This window comes from Tatumella sp. UBA2305 (assembly GCF_002345795.1).
GTDB lineage: Bacteria > Pseudomonadota > Gammaproteobacteria > Enterobacterales > Enterobacteriaceae > Tatumella > Tatumella morbirosei.
Genome location: NZ_DDVT01000015.1, coordinates 569,692 through 588,890, shown reverse-complemented (window position 1 = coordinate 588,890; position 19,199 = coordinate 569,692). Strand labels below are relative to the sequence as shown.

General features: G+C 52.1%; 16 protein-coding genes. 9 read left to right on the top strand and 7 right to left on the bottom strand.

Going from position 1 to position 19,199, the window contains the following annotated elements; translation table 11 throughout:
* Window positions 1-17 precede the first annotated feature (17 nt).
* Entirely contained in the window at window positions 18-1,511 is a 1,494-nt protein-coding gene (locus B3Z23_RS09100; RefSeq protein WP_294907108.1) for a YdgA family protein, read from the bottom strand.
* Between the two features lie 428 nt (window positions 1,512-1,939).
* Between B3Z23_RS09100 and fumC the strand changes: the two genes are divergently transcribed.
* Window positions 1,940-3,337, top strand: coding sequence for a class II fumarate hydratase (fumC, locus tag B3Z23_RS09095; protein WP_294907106.1), 1,398 nt, complete (start codon window positions 1,940-1,942; stop codon window positions 3,335-3,337).
* 28 nt (window positions 3,338-3,365) lie between these two features.
* On the opposite strand, the gene tus is transcribed toward fumC, so the two are convergent.
* Entirely contained in the window at window positions 3,366-4,283 is a 918-nt protein-coding gene (gene tus / locus B3Z23_RS09090; RefSeq protein ID WP_294907103.1) for a DNA replication terminus site-binding protein, read from the bottom strand.
* Between the two features lie 220 nt (window positions 4,284-4,503).
* On the opposite strand from tus, the gene B3Z23_RS09085 reads away from it, so the two are divergent.
* The 5 genes from B3Z23_RS09085 (at window position 4,504) to B3Z23_RS09065 (ending at window position 7,770) form a co-directional block, all read left to right on the top strand.
* Window positions 4,504-5,442, top strand: a complete 939-nt coding sequence (locus tag B3Z23_RS09085) for an ROK family protein (protein WP_294907101.1) — start codon at window positions 4,504-4,506, stop codon at window positions 5,440-5,442.
* Between the two features lie 214 nt (window positions 5,443-5,656).
* Entirely contained in the window at window positions 5,657-6,160 is a 504-nt protein-coding gene (locus B3Z23_RS09080) for an RrF2 family transcriptional regulator (protein WP_294907098.1), read from the top strand.
* 219 nt (window positions 6,161-6,379) lie between these two features.
* Complete coding sequence (locus B3Z23_RS09075; RefSeq protein ID WP_038020568.1) at window positions 6,380-6,727, top strand: helix-turn-helix domain-containing protein; 348 nt, start codon at window positions 6,380-6,382, stop codon at window positions 6,725-6,727.
* Window positions 6,728-6,926: 199 nt separating this feature from the next.
* The gene (locus B3Z23_RS09070) at window positions 6,927-7,421 is read left to right on the top strand and encodes a ribonuclease domain-containing protein (RefSeq protein ID WP_294907094.1); all 495 of its coding nucleotides are present in this window, start codon (window positions 6,927-6,929) and stop codon (window positions 7,419-7,421) included.
* 1 nt (window position 7,422) lies between these two features.
* Window positions 7,423-7,770, top strand: a complete 348-nt coding sequence (locus B3Z23_RS09065; RefSeq protein WP_294907091.1) for a barstar family protein — start codon at window positions 7,423-7,425, stop codon at window positions 7,768-7,770.
* Here B3Z23_RS09065 and B3Z23_RS09060 read toward each other — a convergent pair.
* The 4 genes from B3Z23_RS09060 to B3Z23_RS09045 all read right to left on the bottom strand — a co-directional run bounded on the left by B3Z23_RS09060 (window position 7,676) and on the right by B3Z23_RS09045 (window position 14,440).
* Window positions 7,676-10,666, bottom strand: a complete 2,991-nt coding sequence (locus tag B3Z23_RS09060; protein WP_294907703.1) for a virulence factor SrfB — start codon at window positions 10,664-10,666, stop codon at window positions 7,676-7,678. The genes B3Z23_RS09065 and B3Z23_RS09060 overlap by 95 nt on opposite strands.
* Window positions 10,666-11,898, bottom strand: a complete 1,233-nt coding sequence (locus tag B3Z23_RS09055) for an SrfA family protein (RefSeq protein ID WP_294907088.1) — start codon at window positions 11,896-11,898, stop codon at window positions 10,666-10,668. Before B3Z23_RS09055 ends, B3Z23_RS09060 begins: the two co-directional genes overlap by 1 nt.
* Before the next feature lie 235 nt (window positions 11,899-12,133).
* The gene (locus B3Z23_RS09050) at window positions 12,134-13,051 is read right to left on the bottom strand and encodes a DMT family transporter (protein ID WP_294907085.1); all 918 of its coding nucleotides are present in this window, start codon (window positions 13,049-13,051) and stop codon (window positions 12,134-12,136) included.
* A 213-nt stretch (window positions 13,052-13,264) separates the two neighbouring features.
* Window positions 13,265-14,440 carry a benzoate/H(+) symporter BenE family transporter gene (locus B3Z23_RS09045; RefSeq protein WP_294907082.1) on the bottom strand — a complete coding sequence of 392 codons (1,176 nt, stop codon included), beginning with the start codon at window positions 14,438-14,440 and terminating at the stop codon, window positions 13,265-13,267.
* Between the two features lie 93 nt (window positions 14,441-14,533).
* On the opposite strand from B3Z23_RS09045, the gene B3Z23_RS09040 reads away from it, so the two are divergent.
* The 3 genes from B3Z23_RS09040 (at window position 14,534) to B3Z23_RS09030 (ending at window position 16,814) form a co-directional block, all read left to right on the top strand.
* Window positions 14,534-15,088 (top strand): helix-turn-helix domain-containing protein, encoded by a 555-nt coding sequence (locus tag B3Z23_RS09040; protein WP_294907079.1) that lies wholly within the window; start codon window positions 14,534-14,536, stop codon window positions 15,086-15,088.
* Between the two features lie 113 nt (window positions 15,089-15,201).
* Window positions 15,202-15,753 (top strand): isochorismatase family protein, encoded by a 552-nt coding sequence (locus B3Z23_RS09035; RefSeq protein WP_294907076.1) that lies wholly within the window; start codon window positions 15,202-15,204, stop codon window positions 15,751-15,753.
* Window positions 15,754-15,758: 5 nt separating this feature from the next.
* Window positions 15,759-16,814: an AbrB family transcriptional regulator gene (locus tag B3Z23_RS09030; RefSeq protein ID WP_294907073.1), complete on the top strand. Its 1,056-nt coding sequence runs from the start codon at window positions 15,759-15,761 to the stop codon at window positions 16,812-16,814.
* A gap of 40 nt (window positions 16,815-16,854) precedes the next feature.
* Here B3Z23_RS09030 and pqqU read toward each other — a convergent pair whose 3' ends face one another.
* A complete protein-coding gene (gene pqqU / locus B3Z23_RS09025) occupies window positions 16,855-19,014 on the bottom strand; it encodes a TonB-dependent receptor PqqU (protein ID WP_294907070.1) in 2,160 nt (719 codons plus the stop codon).
* Window positions 19,015-19,199: the final 185 nt, after the last annotated feature.

The window sequence follows — 19,199 nt, the reverse complement described above, 5'->3', positions numbered from 1 at the left end:
ACGACAATAACAGGTGATTACTGAGCTCCTTCACCCTGTAACAGCGGAATATATTGCTGAATAAACTGATCGAGTGGGATTTTATCGCCGTTTACCGACACATCCCCCTGTGCGTAATGCACTTCACTGACGATATCCTGACCGTTAACTTTAGTCAGACGGAACATCTGCCCCATCGCCGCCAGACCTTTGATCTGCTGCTCAGCAGATTTTTGCGCATCCTCTGCGGTGTAACCCTGAGTCTGAGCGATAACCGATACCAGTTGCTGCGCCATCGGCATATTGATTGACAGAGTCGCATTCAAATCTTTCATATAACTGTCAGCCACCTGACCCAACGACTGCGGCGCCGTGGTCACGGTTGTCGGATCATTGAAATCTGCTTTCAGAGAAAAACGGCTCTCGCCTTTGCTGTTCTTCAGGGTGAGTGAATCGACAGAGATCACCGGAGCACCCTTAAGTAACAGTGGCAGGTTCTGCAATATAGCTGCATTAACAGACTGTTGCATCTGCTGCGGATCCTGCTGGCTACCAGATGCCACCTCAGAGAGGTTCTGTTTTACCACCTGGTTGTAATTGTCATAAAACTGTTTTACTGACAGGGTGTCAAAATTACTTAATGTGACAGATAACGCCGCGCTGCCAAGGGATTGCTGTTTCAGTTGCAGATCATCCACGTTATAGCTGAGTTTACCGTCGGTTTTACCTTGTTTGTCATCAAATGTAGTATCGATAGTCGCCCCTTTCAGTGACACGGCAGGTTGCGCGTTGACTTTGGTATCCAGTGACGTCAGTGTCATCTTCTGACTACCCAGCCGTAATCCTTCGGCAGTCAGGTGAGTATCACCGGAGAAATTCAGCCCGTTCAGAGCCATTTCGACAGGAAGTTTATGGTCATTGGTAAAATTCAGCAGCAGATTACCAATCACCGCATTGAAAGTGATGTGGTTCTGTTCACCATCGGCCGCGATATCAATCACCGACGGCTGGCTGGTCACTTTGCCGGTATCATCCGCATAATGGAGCGGCAGAATATTCAGCCGGGTATCGGTGGACTTACTGTAACCCAGCCGGGTATCTGCGGTGACCGGTGACTGTCCTCCGGAAAGGTCAAACAGACCTTTTAACGTATCATTATTCACCAGTTCAGAGTGCACAGAGGCCGCGGCTGGCAGCAGATTAAATCGTTTCAGTTGTGACAGCGGAAAAGGACCATGATCGATAGTTTCATTCAGGATGACAGATTTACCCGGGGGCAACAGGCTGTCAGCATTGGCGTCTGAAGAACCCTGTAACACCAGTTGTAAGTCTGAACTGAAGATATGGCGCTGGTAATTTTGTTTAGTGAGTTGCAGGTGGCTGCCGGGATAATTTTTGGCAATCATCTGATTTGCCTGATCAATCATCTGATCAATATTCGATTCGACTTGTTTACCGGTGAACCATGACGCGCCGGTCCAGACTACACCCAGTGCAATAACTACACCCAGGGCAACATTGGCTTTTTTCATCTTTGAGTTGTCCTTGTATCTCTTATCAGTAACCGCCGGCATTGTTCGGGCCGCAAGTACCGGCGAAGGCAGAGGTAACATTTGCCGGTCATTTCGTCTGTGCCGCCTGCCGTTGCTACAGACGGTTCAGTATTCACGGAAAAAACGTTAAACACCCAAAAGATAACACTGTTTTGTCAATAAACCGAACAGAAGATGTCAGGTATTTGCCATTATTCACGCAGAAAACACTGTGCAGGCTGACAGAAAGGGTAACTCACATAGTCAGTCAGAATTAAAAACGGTAAATGATGCTAAATGAGAATGCATTCCAGTTAGGGTCGGAGCATAATGTTAAAATATTGTATCATTTCAAAGCGCCGGTTGCTGACCTATGCAGGTGACAGGTACCGGTCTGTTTATCACGACAATCGTCAGGAGAGAGTGAAATGGCAGTTCATCGTATCGAAAAGGATTCTATGGGGCCGATTGAAGTTCCGGCCGATAAACTGTGGGGGGCTCAGACTCAACGCTCACTGGAGCATTTTCGAATTTCGACAGAAAAAATGCCGGTGGCACTGATAGAGGCATTAGCCATTACCAAACGAGCGGCCGCAGTGGTAAATCAGCAACTGGGGCTGTTGCCGGAACAGCGTAGCCAGGCCATTATCCAGGCCGCAGACGAAGTGCTGGATGGAAAACATGCCACCGAATTTCCGCTGGCTATCTGGCAAACCGGCTCAGGTACTCAGACTAATATGAATATGAACGAAGTACTGGCGAACCGTGCGAGTGAAATTCTTGGCGGAGAGCGTGGCATGCAGCGTCTGGTACATCCTAATGATGATGTTAATAAGAGCCAGAGTTCCAACGATGTTTTCCCTACAGCTATGCATGTCGCCGCCGTGATTGCTCTGCGTGAACACCTGATTCCACAACTTCATTCACTCAGCAGTGTACTGAGCGAAAAATCCCGTGCGTTTAACGATATTGTTAAAATTGGTCGTACTCATTTGCAGGATGCTACGCCGCTGACTCTGGGCCAGGAAATCTCCGGCTGGGTCGCCATGTTGCAGCATAACCTTCGCCATCTGGAGCAGAGCATTCCTCACCTGGCCGAGCTGGCGTTGGGGGGAACGGCGGTAGGTACTGGCCTGAATACTCATCCGGAATATGCAGTACGGGTTGCTGCTGAACTGGCAGAGTACACCGGGCAACCTTTTGTTACGGCACCGAATAAATTTGAAGCCCTGTCTGGATGTGATGCACTGGTTCATGCACATGGCTCACTGAAAGGCCTGGCCGCATCACTGATGAAAATTGCCAATGACGTCCGCTGGCTGGCTTCTGGTCCTCGTTGTGGGATTGGAGAACTGTCGATTCCTGAAAATGAGCCAGGCAGTTCGATCATGCCAGGTAAAGTTAACCCGACTCAATGTGAAGCCCTGACCATGGTCTGTTGCCAGGTGATCGGCAATGATGTTGCAGTGAATATCGGCGGGGCTTCCGGTAATTTCGAGCTGAATGTCTACCGGCCGATGATTATCGATAACTTCCTGCAATCGGTAAGGTTGCTGTCTGACGGTATGGACAGCTTTAACCACCATTGTGCGGTCGGCATTGAGCCAAATCGTCAACGGATCAGCCAGCTACTCAATGAGTCATTGATGCTGGTGACAGCACTGAACACCCATATCGGTTATGATAAAGCCGCCGAAATTGCCAAAACTGCCCATAAACAGGGATTAACGCTGAAAGATGCTGCATTAAAACTGGGCTATCTGACCGCAGACCAGTTCGACCAGTGGGTACGGCCAGAGGATATGGTCGGCAGTATGAAACAGTAATTTCCGTTTACCCGCAGGTTTAGGTTCCTTATAAGGCCTGCCATAACCATAACCGGGGGATAATCAGACTCATGGCTCTGGCCTCGGGTTTGTAACGGTAATTGATATTCTGTTGATCATAATCAGACAGTTCGCCGGTGACCGGAATTTGGTTATCCGGGCTGAAAAATATTAACGGCGTCGGGCAGGGGAGCTGGCGCTGTTTTTTTTGCTGCGTATCCCATATCCGGGCAACGGGCTGAACCTTGACCGGACGTTTTATCTTTAACACAGCATCTGCCGGCAGGGCGGAAATCATCTCCAGTTCCTGTGTGACTTTCTCAGCCCATTGTTCGCGGGTCCAGGGGGCACGGGCACGCCCGGCACTCAGGCTTTTCTCTAGCTGGCGACAGATGTCGTCACGACTGACATTCTTAATAATGTGTTTGTTGGCCCAGCCAAAGTGGACCGAAGCGGGTGCCGGTAACAGGGTCACTGAACGGTAGGCATTAAGGGTAATCAGCCCGGGGAAATGCTGATGAACAAACGGAAACCGGGCTTCAGAGGAAAGCCCGGAGTCACGGGTAATCAGTTTTTCCAGCAACTTTTTAAGCTGATTAATCTCCTGCACCCACTCTTCAGCCTGCCGGAAACTGCCGTCATCCGCTTTCAGACATAGCATTCCTGGTAGCCGGACCGCCGAACGCGTACTGACAGTTTCTGACTGCTGCTGCATAAACAGCCGGCTAAAATGTTCGAGGGATAGCTTCAGGGCGGCATCTCCAGTAATCTGCCGGACAGATATCCGTTCTACGGCCTGTTGCTCATCACCCTTCATCACCGGAGGCAGGGCGAATACTCTGGCCGACAGCAGCGGCAATTGCTGCAATTGTTGTGATAACTGGCCGAGAAGCCATTCCATTCTATCAATGCATTCACGCATTTCAGAGACCAGAGTATAGCGCATACGAAGTTCCTGGCAGAAAAACTAGTTACAACATACTATAATCTGATGGCAAAAAGCCAGCCCTGGCAACGGTGCAATATAATTTCTGCGAGCGGCTGTGGCTAATGCCGTGAATTGACCATCTGGCGGGGTAATCCTTCGTCAAATCAGCATGTTCCCGCGGTGAAAAAGATTTTATACTGTTACGGTAATGAAACAGGGCAGTGAGTGGGGTTGGACAATGAATACAGCAGTAATGTGCTTTGATATTGGCGGTTCTTTTATTAAAAGTGCGGTGATGACGGCTGATGATCAACTACATCACACCGGCAGTCAGCCCATGCCGGTCAGCGACTGGGATGCCTTTGGCCGGGCGTTACAACAGCTGATGAGCGCAGCGGCTCCGTTACTGGAGAAGGATTCACCGGTTGCTATCTCAGCCGCCGGGGTGGTTGATAATGATACCGACCGGATTCTTGCCGGAAATATTCCTGCATTTAACGGCCATCGGGTTACGGCGGAATTATCCGCGCTGCTTCAGCGGCGGGTAGTCATTGCTAATGATGCCGACTGTTTCACGTTGGCAGAAGCCTGCCTCGGTAGCGGACAGGGAACTTCTCTGGTGTTGGGTATTATTCTGGGAAGCGGCGTCGGTGGCGGACTGGTATTTCAGCAACAAATTATCCGCGGCACCGGAGGCCTGACCGGAGAATGGGGACACGGACCTGTCACGCGGACTGAATTCACCTGGCAGGGCCAACAGATTCATCTGCCAAGGTTAAATTGTGGCTGCGGACAGCAAGGTTGTCTGGATACTCTGGGGGCAGCCCGCGGCCTGGAGCGAATCTGGAAACACTGTTTTTCAGAAACCAAAGACAGCCGTTCGATAATCGATGCGTGGCACAGTGACGATCCCGCGTCACAACAGGTCATCTGGTTATGGAGCCAACTGGTCAGTGATGTGCTTTCTGTGGTGGTGAATACCCTGGGGCCAGGTAAAGTTGTGGCCGGTGGTGGGTTGGCTTCGGATGCGAAGCTGATAGCGTTGCTGGACGGTGAGGTCAGGGCAAAAATACTGCGTCGCTGCGACACGCCGTTGATTGTGCCAGCCACCTGGCATCAGCAGGGTGGATTGATGGGTGCCGCAATTCTGGGACGAAACACGGGGGCATCAGGGTAAAATTTCTCCGGCAGCACCATTGAGTCACTGAGTGGTGGAGGTCTCGTTACTACTGAGCAGACCACCTGGCGGAGGCAGACGGTGAGAAAGATGTGGGGACTTAACCTTACTTGCGGTCGGGGATGGGGTTGGCTTCTCACTCCGGGGATTTTTTGTTAGGATATCGGGGTCAGATGTTGTTTGTTACCGGATTTTACCTCTCAGAGGAACGTAAATGTTAGATTATCGCTTTCCTACAGCACTACAGATGGTTCTCAGTGTTGCTATGGCAGAGCAACTGGGAAAACGCTCTACCAGTGCAATTCTTGCTCAGGGCCTGGAGTCTAATCCCAGTTTAATCCGTAAACTGATGGTACCACTGACCCGTGACGGTATTATTGCAACGACTCTCGGTCGTACCGGATCGATTCACCTTGGTCGCCCGGCGGCGGGTATTTCATTACGTGATATCTACCTGGCCGTCACCGAAGAGAAAAAATTACTTAACTCTCGTCCGGACGTAAAAAAACCTTGCTGTATTGTCAGCGCGAATGTGTGCTGGTACTTTAAATCCCTGGCCGAAGAGGCCGAACAGGCTTCCCTGAATGTGTTAGCAACCCGTTCAGTGGCTGATGCGCTGGCCGATATTACCGACAGAGCCGCTCAGCAAACCTCATCTGCCGTTGATACCGATGCGGCCTGTGGCGAAATTTCTGCCGAACAGAGCGGGCACGTATAGTATAAATGCCCAATGCTGGTGCTACGGCACCAGCGCAAACCCATCCTGATTTCTTCTTTTTTCCCCTTGATTCTCTGGTTCATTTTAACGTCAGTGTAATTCCCTACAACGGGTAAGGCATTTAATGTATCAATAATGTTTGCATTTAATCGAAAATTGGCGCAACATTTAATGCAACTGCAACAGATACTATTTCTTTTAGTCCGGATGGAGAGACCAATGAATAATGCCTTTTTCCATGATTTGATTAGCTGGATTGATAATCATATTGAGAGTCGCCTGAACCTTGATCTGGTGGCTGAGCGGGCAGGGTATTCTAAATGGCATTTACAACGTATGTTCAAAGAGCATACCGGATATGCGCTGGGTGAGTACATCCGCAAGAAAAAACTGGAAAAATCAGCGGCCCGACTGACCACCACGGATGAACCTATCCTGAGCGTGGCCATCGCGATGGGTTTTGACTCACAACAGTCATTTAACCGCAGTTTTAAGCGTGAATTTGGTATGGCTCCTGGAACATGGCGTCGTTCATCCGGTGACCCGGTACAACCGACCCTGCACTGATACCCGAATTGTCTGATGGCCATAACTTATCTTATGGCCACCGGAAAAACAGCTTTTGTGATGCTTTTCGCCATCAGCACCACGCCGGACACGGGTATTTCTTTGTGGGCCATCAGGGAATGGCATCCGGGCCACTGATCCACACTGCCAGAAAACCAAAAAACAGGTATAGTAAATTCGCTTATCTAAGGAATTTATTATGTCGAAAAAACTTTGGGGCGCGTTAATCATCGCTCTGATTGCCTGCTGGCTTGGAATTAAACCTTCACTTACGGGTTCTCACCACTCTTCCGGACATTCTTCCGGTTATTCGTCTTCTGCTTCCTCACGTTCTTCCGGAACGAATCAATCCACTGCAGATATTACTGCACTGACCTCTGCAAACCAGGTTGCCGCATGGATACACCAACATCACCGTCTTCCGGACTATTATCTGACCAAAGGAGAGGCTCGCAGAGAAGGGTGGAATCCCTCCAGTGCCAATCTGTGCGACGTACTGCCAGGCAAAGCGATTGGGGGCGATCACTTTTCTAATCGTGAAGGCCGACTGCCTGATGCCAGCGGACGACGCTGGTTTGAGGCTGATGTAAACTATCAGTGCGGACACCGTAATGCAGATCGTTTGCTTTACTCTTCAGACGGGCTGGTTTTTCTGACCACCGATCATTACCGGACTTTCAAGAGGATCCCCTGAGATGCTGACTGTGGTTTTTGATTTCCGGAAAATTCATCAGGAGTCCCGGTTCTACCAGCAACTGCTGGAACAAACCAGTGGACCTGCCAGCTTTGGGTATAATCTCGATGCCCTGTGGGACTGGCTGACCGGCGGAATGGCGCTGCCAGCGCTGCTGGAGCTGAACCATCTACCGGTCTTTCCTCAGGCCATGGTCCGACGAATTTTGCCGGTATTAGTTCAGGCAGCCGAAGAGCTGCCGGGACAACTCTCCCTTAGTTTTGACGGAGAACCTCAACCGTCGGCGGAATGGCAGCAATGGCTCGCGGTGCAGGAGACGGGTTCTGATCCAGGGCCTCAGTCGCGGTAATACGCCCGTCATCAGTCCAGTATGCCGGGAACTGCTGACCGTGAGTGGCCAGAGTGTTCAGTCTAATCCCGACCAGTTGTGTAGGTAGTTTGTGTTGCTGGCTGTCGGTGACCTGTACCACGACGGGCAGACTGCTGAACTGACCGTCGTTATCGGCCTGCCAGCACAAATTCACGGTGACTCCGTCATCGCATTCATGTTCAACCCGTTGTTGTGGGTCAATAAACAGGGTAAACAATGGACTGGCAGGTAACTGGTCATCCTGGCTGGTGCGATAGCCCAGTGACAACCTGAGTTGTAAAACTACGCTGAAATGGAAGCTGGCTCCCGCAGTGATGACGGGGGGGAGCTGCAATACAACCTGCGAGGCAGGTAACGATAAATCGGCGTTTATCAGTCCCAGCTCACAGATAATGTTTGCCGGCCGTAACTGTCCGGCGACGAGGTAGCGTGGATACAACCGCTGACTGCGGATTAACTGGTGAATTAATGCGCCGGTGACTGCGCTGCATTTTCCGTCGGCCAGTACGCCATCACGACAAAATGGCATACTTTCGCTGGCCGTCATGCCTCCCAGGGTAATGATATGGCTGTCCGGCAGGGGGGAATGATGAGTTAATAAGCGGTGGATGGCAGGAAGCGCTGCGCTTTTGCCACTGATTAGCAGCACATCCGGTTGCATTGGCGTGACGTTGTCACAAATATTCTGCAGTAATTTCCCCGCTCTGAACTTATTTGAGCTGAAAAAGGCATCGATATCCTTATGGGAGACAGACAGAGGCATTGCCAGCAGCTGACATTCAGCGTCAGATCCTGAGATTTCCGCTACCCGTAACGAAAAATAGTCAATGACCTGTTGTTCAGGAATTGCGGGTAACCAGTCGAGGGCGGTTCTCTGCAGGGCACCCTGATCATCACTGCCGGTAGCCGTCTGCGGTGAAAATGCCAGAATGCTGATGGCTAACGGCCGGAAAAACTGACGGGAAAACTGCTGCCGCCAGGGAGTGTCTCCCTCACAACTGGCTCCCGGAGTAAATAACTGGCGGATAATGGCCGAACTCCGCTCAAATCCCCGGCGTGTCAGATGGTGCTCTAAGGCCGGCAGCAGGAAACTTTTAATTATGTCATACAGTAAATCCTCTCCTGCCAGCGGATAACCGGCCCGGTAAAGCAGCCCGGGTCGCAATACCACAGGAACCGCTGTCGCCGTGGCCACCGGCAGATAATCGGTGACCGACACATCCGTCGTGCCACCGCCGATATCAATCAGTGCAATCCGCAGCCCGTTGGGCGGACGTCTGCCCTCTGGCCGTTGCCAGCGGTTCAGCAGGTGGGTGCAAGGATCGCCGGTGACTGATGTCCCGTATAGCTGCTGATAAAGCCAGGTCAGCTGGCCGCAACTGGCTTCATCAACATTGGCACGAACCTGCGGTAGTTGCCGCCAGTAATCCGCAACAGTACGCCGGCCTGAGGCATCGGTACTGTAGGTCATCGACTGCCTGATTAATGCCAGTGCCTGGCGGGTCAGCGTCAATACTTTCTGTTTTTCCGCGGCACTCATGGCCGCAGGAAGAGTCATCACCACAGAATGAAGTTGCCGTGGAGCCGAATATTCAGGCATCGACTGGCGATGGTGATGGCTGTTCATCTGGCAAAAAGCCTGGCATATCAGCTCGCAAATCATAAACATCAGCAGGCTGCTGCGCGGATAACTGGCATGAAAAACCGGAAATTGCTGTTCCCGGGCCAGTTCGCGCAGGGTTTCGGCCTGGTCATTAATCAGCAGGGTAAAAGCAGAGATAACCGCCGGAGCAGGTTCATCATCACTACTGGCGGGATAATACCAGCGCCTTGCCGGTGTAGTGTCATCCCACAGGTAGCGACGTGGGCTGCTGACACCCTGCATTCCTTCACTGCGGTTAAGTTCCCGTGTCAGCCGCTCAGCCTCATCACCGGTTCTCACCAGCGATGGCCAGAGAAACGCAGATGAACGGCCGCTGGCGACCGAACAGTCACGTATGTCCAGTGGACAAGGGGCAAAGGCGACATTGCTGCTGAACAGTAAACTGCCTTCTTTGCCCGGCATCGATAAATCACGGAGCATTAACTCGCGACTGTGCAGCAGGGGGTTATCGTCAGTCTGATGTTGTTCACTGATAATGCCACAACTGTGGCTGTTACCCAGATCGAGAAACAGACTGACACTGACAGGTTGAATAGTTTCATCAGCTGGTAACAGGGTAATTTCGTGACAGGGTAACGTACTGGCAATCACTTCCAACAAATTCAGGTAGTGAGCCTGATAAGTGAAACGAGCAGAAGTGGCTCTGTCGTCTGTCGCCTGACGACTGAAGGCCAAAGAAATCCAGTCATTGAGCCAACGATGCTCCAGAAAAGAGGCAATTTGAGCAGTCTGCCAACCCGGTACAAAGCGTTGGCCATCATCACAGTCACAGTGTTCTGGCTGTATATGCCGGGTCTCAGTGCCACCGGTGGTGGTATCGAAAGCCAGTGTCAGTGTCCGGGGACTATCGCCAGAAGTGCGTGGAGAGATAAAAACCCTCGCCCAGTTATCAGGACCGCTGTCGCACAGTCCTTCCGGTGACAGCCTCAGGAAAGGCACGGGTAGCCAGTGACCGGTATAAACTGCAAGACTGTCATAAAGCGGATATTGATATTCAGGCCTGACAATTTCGTCATCACCCTCATCGACCGAAGGCAGGCGAAAAGCTCCCGGGAGTTTATCGGGCATGGCGTGTACCAGTGGCCCGTTGGCTTTACTGCGCACAAAGTAACGCATCGGGTTGTCTGTTGTCTGTGCAATATTCCAGTCGAGAAACTGGATGCCGCTGTTAGCCAGCAGTGAATAGTGTTGGTTTTTCAGGGTAGGATGCATCACCGAACTCCTGCGGCAGAGAGTATGACTGTTTGACCGGGAGGAACGGCATCGGCAGTTGTTGAACATTGGGTGCCTGTGGTGCTGCGGGTGCAGTTAACGGCAGGCACACGGATGCGGCTGCCATCCTGACAGGACGCGGTGTAGCGGCTGCGGAGGGCCAGTGTCCCTGAGGGTAAAAATCCGCTGCGGCTTTCGGCTTTGCAATGTCCTTGCTTTGGAAGATCAAACCGGACTTCGCCACGTCCTTGTTTAAAGCGGAACAGCAGTAGCTGCGAATTTCCCTCCGGGCCCGGGATAATCGCTCGCCAGTCGCCATCCATCACCCTGATATCCCCCATTTTTACCGAACTGGCGGACAGTTGCAGACGATGTTCCACCGGGGAGGATTTCACCGCCGACGGCGGGGGAGATGCTGGCGGTTGCAGGGTCGAAGGCTGTAGAGGTAACCGGATATCAGGCAATGATTTATGTGACGTTGTCACCTGTATTTTCCCGGCAGGCGTGGTGCTGACCTTCGTGAGGATCTGCTGCGATGTATAAAGATAATCCCCCAAAAAATAGCCGGCGGTAATGATCAGTATTATCCCGACAATCAGGGTAGTCGCCAGCCAGAGCGATGTCTGTGGCGATTTTAGCGCCTGTTCAGCAGAGGGTAATAGCAGGTGGTTATCTGGTACCGGCATCAAAAGCGGTGATGACTGCTGAGCAAACTCAGGATTATCCGCGGCAGGCAGCTGAGACGATAATGCAGCCAACGACTTTTCAGTCAGCTGACGACCGGAAAGATGGCAATCGTTAAGTCGGTAGCTCCAGAAAGTAATTACCGGTTGATTATTGACCAGGTAAATTGCTTCCTCCCCGGGAAAACTGGTCATCTTGTCCAGTAGCCGGGAAAAAAAGGCGCCGGCGGGGGTATGACTCGCCTGGCAATGTTCGGACAACTGCTCAATCGCAGTAAATGCCTGTTCCAGCACCAGTAAGGCCCGGTGTTTCTGTTGCACGTCGGCCTCAGTCCAGACGGTTATCTCGCCCCTAAGTGGGCTATACCACTGAAGATCATGCTGATGGTGTATACGCAGAGGAACCGCAAAACAATCGGCAATGTTGCTCATACCGCGCAGGCACAGCAGGGCATGGATCTGCTCACTGTAATCAGTCACCGGCAGCCCACGAACTCCCAGAGCCCGTAACCCTGACCCAGTATGCCCGGTGAGAAATGTTTGTATCATCTGAAAGCCCCAAACCGAAAGCCGGCAGAAAGACCGGCGACCGGGAAGAGATGTTACTCACAAGCAGGCCTCAGATAACGACAAATTAACCGGCAAAACCGGTGGCTAACCCGTGGATAGTAGCCGGCAGCGAGCTGTTACAGAGGAGGCTGACATCAGCGTTTTACAGCTACAGACGGCGGTGGAAAGACTGTCGTAGTGCCGGGAACAGTTTTTCTGTGATAAGCCAGACCGGTTACATCGGCGAATCAGCAGGACGCTTACGACGGGGTAGCCTTGGGCGAATTTCACTGACAATGACCCCGGTGACGATCAGTGCGGCTCCGGTGATTGCCAGTCCCGGCAATACATCGCCAGCTATCCGGCCAAATACACCGGCCCAGACCGGCTCACCGGCATAAATAATCGTGGCTTTGGTGGGGGATACTGACTTTTGAGCCCAGTTCATGGTGAGCTGAATAACAGCACTGGCCGCAGCAAGCGAGACACCACAGATAAACCAGTACCAGGAGAAGGCGGGTAACTGTTCGCCGGTCAGCGGCATCGAGGCGAACGAGAGAAGCCCCGCAGCAAACAATTGTACGACTGTCACGCGGCGAATATCTACCTGACCGGCAAATTTACTGATCAGAATAATCTCGCAGGCGATGGCCAGCGCACTAAATAAGGTCGCAATTTCCCCCTGGCTCAGGCTGGCTGTGCCAGTTCCGGCACCGGATAACAATACCAGGCCGCTAAAGGCCAGTAATACCCCGAGCCAGCTCATCAGGTGCGGGGCACGTTTCAATATCAACCATTGCAGCAGCGGAACCATAGGTACATAGAGTGCGGTGATAAATCCGGACAAACTGCCCGGGATAGTCTGTAAACCCCAGGTCTGTAAACCATAGCCCAGGCATATGGCCGTACCTATCGCGACACCAGCAACAAACTCCCGCAAAGTCAGTCCTGGCAGATAACGGCGAAAAGCCAGCGCACTAAACAGACCTGCGAGGACAAAGCGAAATCCGACAAAAAAGAATGGTGGTGCATATTCCACCGCAAGATGTACGGTAAGAAAAGTCCCGCCCCAGACCATCGTGACGATAATCAGGGCGATTTCCTGGCGGGAGATGTTAATTATGCCGTGTGAACGGTGCTCTGGATTGTTCATGTTTAAACAGAAACCTGTCGGGTACGATTTTTGGGCACTGTGCCACGACTGCCGGAATGAAACTGGTCAGCGATAATACCAGGTTGCCGCAGGCAGGAATACTGATTTACTCATGTTACCCGGGCAAATATTTCTTTTCGGGTCAACGAAAGCATAGTCAGACGTTCATCAGTCCTGCCTGCCGTGGCCTGTCGGCAGGAGAAGAGCAAGAGATTAGGTTTTGCGTCGGCTAAGCAGCAAATGACAAAAAATACCGCCAACCATCCCCCAGAATGCAGAACCAATTCCAAACAGAGTCAGCCCGGACGCGGTGATCAGGAAAGTGACGATAGCGGTATCACGTTCGCCAGGATGTTCCAGGCTGCGTTGCAGGCTGACCGAAAGAGTGGTCAGCAATGCCAGACCGGCAATAGTATGAATAAATACCGGCGGCAGGGCACTGAATAACAGGGCAATGGCTGCACCGAACACACCGGTTATCAGATAAAAAACACCGGCAATAGCCGCGGCCATCCAACGTTTCTCCGGTTGTGGGTGAACATCTTCACCCATACAAATCGCGGCAGTAATGGCTGCGATACACACCGAAAACCCACCGAACGGTGACAATAACAGGGCAACACCGCCGGTTGCGGTGGTCACCTTTGACACCGGGACGTCATAGCCGTGAGCCTTGAGGGTGGCAATCCCCGGGGCATTTTGTGAGGCCATACTGACCAGAAAATAGGGGATCCCGACACCGAGTAACAGCGAAAGGTTAAATGACGGCGTGATAAAGACCGGGGGTGACCAGGTCCAGTGAACTTCAGACAGTTGACTGTTTCCCTGCCAGGCCACTATCAGTAAACCCGCCAGCAGAGTGTAAAATACCGCATAACGTGGTTGCAGACGTCTGGCCAGCAGATAGCAGACACACATCGTCAGGCAGAGTGGCAGATCCTGGCTCAGGCCGCTGAAAGCCTGCAAACCGAAATGCAACAGAATTCCGGCCAGCATAGCGGAGGCGATGGATACCGGAATGTAACGCATCAGTCGGGCGAACAGTCCGGTGACACCACAGATGACAATCAGCAGGTTGGTGAAAACAAAAATGCCTATGGTTTCGGGGAGGGTGGCTCCGGACAGACTGGTGGCCAGCATCGCGGCACCCGGCGTAGACCAGGCGGTCAGTACCGGCATGCGGTAGCGTACAGAAAGCCAGAACGAGGTAATACCCATACCAAATCCCAGCATTCCCAGCCAGCTACCGGTAAGTTGCGTGTCTGCTCCAGCCGCACTGGCCGCCTGGAAGATAATGGCGGCAGAACTGGTATATCCGACCAGAACGGCCACCATGCCGGAAATGACCATGGGCAGTGTGATCTGCCGTATGTCGGAACGAAATGACATTCGCTAAACTCCACCGTAACAAATGGCGCACAACATAGCATCGTGCGCTATAACGTACAAGTGACACAGGCAGCATCTTATCAGGGAGTGTGTATGGAAACTGTCGAAGCATTTCTGGCGACAGCATTGAAAGAGATTCGTCAACAGCGGCAACTGAGTCTGGCGCAGTGTGCTGTGCAAACCGGGGTGAGTAAAACCATGCTCGGTCAGATAGAACGGTGCGAGTCAAGCCCGACGGTGGCGACACTGTGGAAAATTGCCAGCGGGTTGAAATTACCCTTCTCGTGGTTTATTCCGGGGACGGCTGTGTCCGGCAATTCTCTGACTTCACCAGAGACTCAACAGATGCAGGCCCGGCCACTGTTGCCCTATGATCCGAAACTGGCGTTTGATTTGCTGGCGGTGAATTTACCAGGAGGAGCATCCAGTCACTCTTCGCCCCATGTCAGCGGAGTGACTGAACAGGTGATTATAATTTCTGGTACATTATTGTTGGTTTGTGAAAATACACAGCAACGGTTGTCGCCGGGTCAGGCATACCAGTTTGCCGGTGACCAGCCCCACAGCTATATTAACCCCGGCACGGAACTCTGTTGCTTTCACAGCCTGATACATTATCCACGTCCGTCCGAACCTGAGGTTGAGTAAACTGAGCCGCCGCTGCGTGGCCGACAGGGTGTGGCGCATCAAAAGCAGTGAATGATAATGTTACCGCCTGACTTCGGTGACTAAGAATCCGTTTGTTAACTAAGGAGATATCAATGTCCGTCACTCTGCTGGATGAAAATGTAGCGCTGATTGTGATTGATTTACAGAAAGGCATTGTTGCATTACCCCTGATGGACTCACCACAGCAGGTGATACACCAGGTGGGAGAACTGATCAGTGCTTTCCGTAAACGTCAGAAGCCTGTGGTACTGGTGAATGTACAGGGAGGTGCGCCAGGACGGAATGAGTTGCCCAAACACAATGCCGAACTGCCCTCTGACTGGAGTGATCTGATTGCTGAAGTGGTGCCACAGCCTGACGACTGGCGGGTGACTAAACGCAGTTGGGGAGCTTTTGCCCATACAACTCTGGATGAACAGCTTCGTGCTGCCGGGGTGACACAGGTCGTTATCTGTGGCATTGCCACCAGTATTGGGGTGGAGTCTACCGCCCGTCAGGCTTATGAGCTGGGTTATAATGTCTGCCTGGTGACAGACGCCATGCTGGATCTGAATGCTGAAGCGCATCACAACAGCCTGACCCGGATTTTCCCACGACTCGGGGAATCGGCAACCACCGCTCAACTGCTGCAGTTGCTGCCGTGACCGGCATGCAACAAACACAACCTAAACCGCCGGGTGTGCTGCGCTGGCTGTTTTTAATCGTTTGTTCGGGAGTGGCGGTCGCCTTTCTTGAGCATTTACATTTACCTGCCGCACTGCTGCTGGGACCGATGTTTGCAGCGATCGTTTTCTCGGCAACCCGCCATCCGGTTCGGCTGCCAAAAACTGCGCAGCAACTCTCTCAGGCTGTGGTGGGAACCATGATTGCCCGGGCCATGCCGGCCAGTGTTTTTACTGAAATGCAACACAACTGGCCATTGTTTATCCTGAGTGTGGTGAGTGTTATTGCAGCCAGTACACTATTGGGCTGGCTACTGGCAAAGCTGAATGTGTTGCCGGGGAGTACCGCATTATGGGGATCGTCCCCCGGGGCGGCAACAGTGATGACGTTAATGGCGGGGGACTTTGGTGCGGATACCCGGCTGGTCGCGTTTATGCAATATCTGCGGGTGTTGATGGTGGCCCTGCTGGCAACCCTGGTCAGTCATTATTTCAGCATCGGGACGGGGCAGAAAATCCCACCACTGGTGCTGTTTCCGGCCATTAATTATCCGGCATTTCTGATGACGATAGGGGTTATCCTGGCTTGTACTCTGCTGGCCAGAGTCATTCGTATTCCTGCGGGACCCATGTTGATTAGCCTGATAGCTGGCTGCCTGTTGCAGAATTTCTGGGGTTTGCAGATAGAGCTGCCATTATGGTTTCTGGCGCTGGCTTATGCTGTTATTGGCTGGAGTATTGGCCTGCGTTTTACCGCGGATATCCTGCGTTATGCGCTACATGCATTACCGGGGATTTTATTGTCAGTCAGTACATTGCTGGCAATATGCTGTGGTTTTGCGTGGCTGCTGGTGCATTATGCCGGAATTGACCCGCTGACTGCGTACCTGGCGACCAGTCCCGGCGGTGCCGATTCGGTGGCGATAATTGCCTCCTCAACCCATGTCGATCAGCCTTTTGTGATGTCGATGCAAACCGGTCGTTTTATTGTGGTACTGATTATGGGACCAGCGATGTCTCGACTGGTGGTTCGCTGGCTTTAGGGGAACCCCGGACAGTTCAGCCTGTCCGGGGAAGAGGGTATTAACGGAAGGCGTAACTCACATTCAGCCCGACACCATAATTACGGCCGGGGGCTGGTTCGTAATACCGACCGTTACTCTCATCGACGATCACTGAACCTACATATTTCTTGTTAAACAGATTATCGACTGTTCCGGAAACATCCACAGTCCAGTTCTGTACCAGCCATTTATAGCCGGTATTCAGTGAGGTGATGGTATATGCCGGAGCGTTGACCGTGTTCTGGTCATTGGCTTCAATATGGCTCATATAGCGGATATCTGCGCCAGCATACCAGCCTGCTTCCGGCGCATATTCCAGACCCGCATAGGCCATGTTTTTGGCAATTCCCGGAATCCGCATACCGGTACAGTCAGCTTTAGTACAACTGTTGCTAAGATAACGGGCATCCAGCAGTGTCCAGGCCATTTTTAGCTGCCAGTTTTCGGCAAACTGTTGCTCGAAGCCCAGTTCCATACCACGGCGTCGGGTTTTCCCTGCATTGGTAAAGGTAGCGCGACCATCGGTTGTCCCGGCAGAAACAATTTCATTTTTGGTGTCGGTCTGGAATACCGCAGCGGTCAGTAAACCGTAGCCAATGCGTTTTTTGGTGCCCCACTCGATAGTTTTGTTGGTGGAGGGTTTCAGCCCCAGATTCAGCCCTTTTTGACCATTCGGACGGTAGGACAACTCAGTGATAGTCGGTGTCTCGAAGCCTTTACCGGCAGACAGATAAGTATTCCAGCTGTCATCAATGGCGTATTTTAGCGATGCTGCCGGCAGCCATTGGTGGTATCGGGTACTGCCGCTGTCATCACCGTTCGACAGATAATGGTCATGGGAAGAGAAACTGACGCTGCTGTAACGCAATCCGGCATCCAGCGACCACTGTTCCGAAAGCTGCCATGCCGTTTGCAGATACGGGTCCAGATTCCACATCTTATTATTTTCGTTACGCCGCAGAGAGCCTTTTTCCCCGTAATCCTGGATGTCGGTCGATGTCCCGGTGTAGTTGTTATAACCTTTGCGCAGCTCCGTCATGGTTTCATAATCCAGCCCGCCGGTAATACTTAATGGGATGCTGAACAAGGTATCGCGGTGCGTCCAGCGGGTATCAATACCCTGATAATGGCGGGTCAGGTCAATCACTCCACCGGAATGATGGTCCGAAGCGGCCTGGACGGCTGCCGGAATGGACTGATACTGTACGGTGCTACGAATTCCGGCATAAGTCATGACACTCAGGTCATCATTATCACCAAACGAACGTACATAATGCAGTCCTGCCTGGGTCTGATCGACCGATTTACGCGCATTATACAGATCCACATTAGAGGCAACTTGTTTCGGATTGGCCTTCCACATATCAGAAGTCAGGCCGCCCGGGTCATAAGCATCGATATGCACGGTATTAAATAGCAGGGTCAGGGTGCTGGCATCGTCAATCCGCACTCCCAGACGGGCATTTGCCAGGTTTTTCTCCGCACTGCTGTGGTTGCGGTAGCCGTGGGTGGTAAAACGCGATACCGAGGCCGTATAATCGACATCTCCCGCATGAGTACCGTCGCCGACCGAACCACTGGCTTTCATGCTGTTGCGCCAGCTGCCATAACTCCCATACCAGCTACCTACCGAGACGGTGTCTGGCTTTTTCCCTTGCTGAGTGACGACATTAATCACCCCACCGGAGCTGTTGCCATACAGAGCAGAGAATGGCCCGCGCAGTACATCGACGTGGTCAATGGTGGAGATGTCGATATTAGACGTCTGTCCCTGACCGTCAGGCATAGTCGCAGGAATACCGTCAACATAAATCCGCAGTCCACGGACACCGAAGGTCGAACGAGCGCCGAAGCCACGCACCGACAGTTGCAGGTCCTGGGCGTAATTTTGCCGGTTAAGAATTTGCAGTCCCGGAATACCGGCCAGTCCTTCTGATAAATTGACTTGCGGTGCGGCCTGACGCATTTCGTCACCATAGGCGACACTGACAGCCGCCGGAGTATCCAGTTCAGACAGCCCGCTGCTGGAAGGTGCGGCCGTGACAATCATGGTTGGCGATTGTGCCTGTTTCGGCTGAGTGATAGTGGTGGATGTCGTGGTCGCCGCCAAAACCCCTGCCGGTAATAAGACCGGTAGCATCAGCGTGGCTTTAAGCTGTGGTAATTTAATAATTTTCATTAATGAAAGGCTCGCAAAAAGGTGTTGCGTAGCAGGAAAAAAATCCCCCTGAAGAGGGGGAATGCTACCTCTTTTTTTTACGCTTGTTAAAGTGTAATCGTTTTTACCTGATAAAAAGTCTACGGTTGAGCGGGAGGTTTTTTGTATCATACTGTATTAAATAAGGTTAATGATTATCCTGCCGG

What these genes read in the sequence shown, in the direction of transcription:
- B3Z23_RS09035 (WP_294907076.1), top strand. Translation starts at nt 15,202, where the DNA reads ATGTCCGTCACTCTGCTGGATGAAAATGTAGCGCTGATTGTGATTGAT.
- tus (WP_294907103.1), bottom strand. Translation starts at nt 4,283, where the DNA reads ATGCGCTATACTCTGGTCTCTGAAATGCGTGAATGCATTGATAGAATG.
- B3Z23_RS09065 (WP_294907091.1), top strand. Translation starts at nt 7,423, where the DNA reads ATGCTGACTGTGGTTTTTGATTTCCGGAAAATTCATCAGGAGTCCCGG.
- B3Z23_RS09070 (WP_294907094.1), top strand. Translation starts at nt 6,927, where the DNA reads ATGTCGAAAAAACTTTGGGGCGCGTTAATCATCGCTCTGATTGCCTGC.
- pqqU (WP_294907070.1), bottom strand. Translation starts at nt 19,014, where the DNA reads ATGAAAATTATTAAATTACCACAGCTTAAAGCCACGCTGATGCTACCG.
- B3Z23_RS09045 (WP_294907082.1), bottom strand. Translation starts at nt 14,440, where the DNA reads ATGTCATTTCGTTCCGACATACGGCAGATCACACTGCCCATGGTCATT.
- B3Z23_RS09080 (WP_294907098.1), top strand. Translation starts at nt 5,657, where the DNA reads ATGTTAGATTATCGCTTTCCTACAGCACTACAGATGGTTCTCAGTGTT.
- B3Z23_RS09060 (WP_294907703.1), bottom strand. Translation starts at nt 10,666, where the DNA reads ATGCATCCTACCCTGAAAAACCAACACTATTCACTGCTGGCTAACAGC.
- B3Z23_RS09030 (WP_294907073.1), top strand. Translation starts at nt 15,759, where the DNA reads ATGCAACAAACACAACCTAAACCGCCGGGTGTGCTGCGCTGGCTGTTT.
- B3Z23_RS09075 (WP_038020568.1), top strand. Translation starts at nt 6,380, where the DNA reads ATGAATAATGCCTTTTTCCATGATTTGATTAGCTGGATTGATAATCAT.
- B3Z23_RS09040 (WP_294907079.1), top strand. Translation starts at nt 14,534, where the DNA reads ATGGAAACTGTCGAAGCATTTCTGGCGACAGCATTGAAAGAGATTCGT.
- B3Z23_RS09100 (WP_294907108.1), bottom strand. Translation starts at nt 1,511, where the DNA reads ATGAAAAAAGCCAATGTTGCCCTGGGTGTAGTTATTGCACTGGGTGTA.
- fumC (WP_294907106.1), top strand. Translation starts at nt 1,940, where the DNA reads ATGGCAGTTCATCGTATCGAAAAGGATTCTATGGGGCCGATTGAAGTT.
- B3Z23_RS09050 (WP_294907085.1), bottom strand. Translation starts at nt 13,051, where the DNA reads ATGAACAATCCAGAGCACCGTTCACACGGCATAATTAACATCTCCCGC.
- B3Z23_RS09085 (WP_294907101.1), top strand. Translation starts at nt 4,504, where the DNA reads ATGAATACAGCAGTAATGTGCTTTGATATTGGCGGTTCTTTTATTAAA.
- B3Z23_RS09055 (WP_294907088.1), bottom strand. Translation starts at nt 11,898, where the DNA reads ATGATACAAACATTTCTCACCGGGCATACTGGGTCAGGGTTACGGGCT.